Raw genomic sequence first — 3,420 nt, 5'->3', positions numbered from 1 at the left:
TCTTCTTTATTGATTCCAATATATTTAAGTGTGATTCGTGGTGTGCTATGATTCAAGATTTCTTGTAACATAGCAACATCTTTTGTTTGTTTATAGAACCAATAGCCGAAGGTTTTGCGCATGGTGTGAGTCCCGATGGATTCTATACCGGCAAAATCTCCGGCTTTTTGCAATTGTCGATACGCTTGAATTTTACTAATGGGTTGATCTCCTTTTCGGGAAGGGAATAACCAGGTACTTTCTAGGGTTTGGGCATATGAATAGACATCGTCAAAAATAGAAGTAAGATTAATTATGCGTTCTTTCTTTGTTTTTCCTTCTTTGATCTTAAACTCTTTTCTCTTTTTCCGTTTTAACTTTATTATGGTTTGGGTTTCAATTTGGAGTAGATCGCTGACACGTAATCCTGTATTGGTTCCAATTAGAAAGAGAATATAGTCTCGTTCGGAACAATGACGTTTAAGAGCCCATTTCATATCTTCGATCTGTTCTTTACTTCGGATAGGTTGTACATCAATGAGATGTGGTTTTTTGTTCATGGATTTTCGACCTCTTTATTTACAGTGTTTTGAATGTATACTTTTATTATATAAATTGAGGATATCAGGGGATTCGGTGAGAAGTCAATGTTTAAGGGGAAATGAATGTAAACTAATATCTAAAAGTTTACATTGGGATGGTTTAAGAAAAAAACATTCACTTCTTATGAAAAGTATTCATAAGAGGTGAATGTTTGATTGAAGAAAATATTATTTTAGTTTGAGCTCCTGTTGAACCAAGTCTAATTGGTTTGACAAAGAGCTCCTATTTCGCCATTCATTTTTACCACAGTTCCAACAGGAGCAACAGGAACGGCAATAATACTTGTATTTACTTGGATCATTAACGATTTTACTTAGATTAATTTAGACAGCTATACCTAATGTGAATCTTAAACTTTAGGAGGCGAGCCCCCTTTTATATATTGAAAGCCATTTGGAGTGAATTCATGTTCTTTATACATTATGAAATGGATTTATAGTTGTGATATAAGGACTTGCTGTTAACATTTATTTTAATTTTATAGGTTTTTTTCTTATACTTGTACGTTTGTGGATTCATAAATTATAAGGTGTAAGTGGGTGAAAGATAAGGTTGGTGTATAGATGAGTAAATTTAATAAGAAATTTCATATTCCTTGTGAATGTTTTCTTCCCCCTGTACCTATACCTGAAATTGGACCAACAGGACCAACAGGACCAACGGGACCAACAGGATCAACAGGATCAACAGGACCAACAGGACCAACAGGACCAACAGGATCAACAGGACCAACAGGACCAACAGGACCAACAGGACCAACAGGACCAACAGGACCAACAGGACCAACAGGACCAACAGGATCAACAGGACCAACAGGATCAACAGGATCAACAGGACCAACAGGATCAACAGGACCAACAGGATCAACAGGACCAACAGGACCAACAGGACCAACAGGATCAACAGGACCAACAGGACCAACAGGATCAACAGGATCAACAGGACCAACAGGACCAACAGGACCAACAGGACCGACTGGACCAACAGGATCAACAGGATCAACAGGACCAACAGGACCAACAGGACCAACAGGACCGACTGGACCTAAAAAAGATGTATGTGGTTTTGCTGCTAGCACTACAGGTCCATTAATAAATGTAGTTCTAGGTGGAACTCCAGTTCCTTTTCCTGATAGCCAAATTCTTAATGGTGGTATAACAGTTGATGGAACAAATACTATATTTACTGTTCCAACTACCGGTCTATATCTTCTTGATTATAAATTAGATGTAACAGCTGTTGCATTATTTAGTACAGAGTTGATAATTAATGGTTTATCTGGTCCGCTAACTAGAATTATTCCTGTAATTCCAATTAGCCACTATAAAAACACCATTATAGTATCACTAACTGCAGGAAGCACTATAACACTACAATTATTCGGAATAGCTGTAGCTACTACTTTATTACCAGGAAGTGCTGGTGCTACGTTAACAATAATTCAAATTTTATAATGAATATTTTGCTTCCACAAAATTTATAAAGTCTTGGTCGATTGAAGAGGGCTGCGGAAACAGTCAATCTTTAAATGACCAATCCTAATAAAAGCATTCCTTAGGGGATGCTTTTGTTAGGATTGGTCATTTGTTTTTTCGCGGGATTAAATATCAAAAATCCATACCACATATGTACTCATGTATAAGGCATACTAAATACCCCTAATATGGATTTGTTTTTTTACTAGGGGTTGGAACATTCAGAAGTAACGTTCAGGGAGACGAAAGGTTACTTTCGTCGTGGAACTGAGAAGTTTTTATTCCAGGCTTTGATAAGTGGCGAGTAGTTCACAATAAGGATAAAATGATTCAAGTCAAATTTACAGTGAAGGAAGGAAAAATAAGATTGGGTATGTCCAAATGAATTGAGAAAGAAGTGTTAGCATGTGTTGGTCAATCAAAACGGACCTAGCGAAGCGAAGGGAGTATTTGACTTGACCAACTGGACTACACCCGAACCCTCTTGGCATTGAACAAACGATTGTTTGTTCCTGCCGACCGGCGAGGGAGCCCCTCAAGGATTTGAGGGGATGGGGAGTTCGAATGGATGGGGTCTGGGGAAGAGTTCCCCAGTGGGTTTGGGCAAAGCCCAAGGTTTTGTTTTTGCCACGTGAAATGTGGCTCGGCAAAGCCGAAAAGCGTCGCAGACCCCTATTGATTTTGATGCGAAAGCGTCAAAATACGTATAGGGTTACTCTAATTGACTCCATTTCGTCGCTTTGCTAGACTTATGGTATCAATTAATCTAGGGAAAGTGGTGGCACTTTATGTTGGGGTCTATCTCATTTAATCAATCTCACCAAAGTTCATTGAGCCATAATAACAGAGAAAATATTCATGGTAATCCTGGCATCGATCCATCCAGGTTAGACGAGAATATTTACTTTGTTCAAAAGGACATCCGAAGTGTATACAAGGATGTCTTTCAGGAAGCGGTGGACAAGTATAACGAGAAACAAAAACGGAATGACCGTAAGATAAATGACTACTATGACAAAGTACATAAAGATGATAAGACACATGAGCAACGAGAATTGGTTGTAGCGATTGGAGAAGGTAAAGACGATCCGATGTATAGAGGGGCGAAAAAGGAAGCACTGAAGCGCTATGCTGAGGCGTTTCAAGAGCGAAATCCAAATCTAGTAGTTTATAACATGGTTTTACATGATGATGAAGCCAATCCACATTTACATATTAACTATGTACCGAATTTCGAAAGTAGTCGAGGATTAACGAGGCGTGTCGGAATGGATAGAGCTTTGCAACAACAAGGTGTAGAAGGAACGGGAAGAAAGTTAATTGCACATTGGAGAGAATTAGAAACGGCCTATATTGAGCAATT

3 protein-coding genes are annotated in these 3,420 nt (G+C 38.6%); 2 read left to right on the top strand and 1 reads right to left on the bottom strand.

Annotated features, from left to right (window positions below):
* The coding region (locus tag ACFWDE_RS30195; RefSeq protein WP_377896356.1) for a tyrosine-type recombinase/integrase at positions 1 to 539 on the bottom strand (539 nt) is incomplete at its 3' end.
* Between the two features lie 606 nt (positions 540 to 1,145).
* Between ACFWDE_RS30195 and ACFWDE_RS30190 the strand changes: the two genes are divergently transcribed.
* Complete coding sequence (locus tag ACFWDE_RS30190; RefSeq protein ID WP_377896355.1) at positions 1,146 to 2,036, top strand: BclA C-terminal domain-containing protein; 891 nt, start codon at positions 1,146 to 1,148, stop codon at positions 2,034 to 2,036.
* Between the two features lie 809 nt (positions 2,037 to 2,845).
* Positions 2,846 to 3,420 (top strand): plasmid recombination protein (locus tag ACFWDE_RS30185; RefSeq protein ID WP_377896354.1); only part of this gene is annotated, 575 nt, incomplete at its 3' end.

It is taken from the genome of Bacillus sp. NPDC060175, from assembly GCF_042728695.1.
Classification (GTDB): Bacteria; Bacillota; Bacilli; order Bacillales; family Bacillaceae_G; genus Bacillus_A.
Note: the sequence above shows the minus strand (reverse complement) of the source record. Positions and strands in the feature narration are given on the sequence as shown.

Excerpts from the sequence above, each read along its gene's own strand:
- ACFWDE_RS30190 (WP_377896355.1), top strand. The coding sequence starts at position 1,146 with ATGAGTAAATTTAATAAGAAATTTCATATTCCTTGTGAATGTTTTCTT.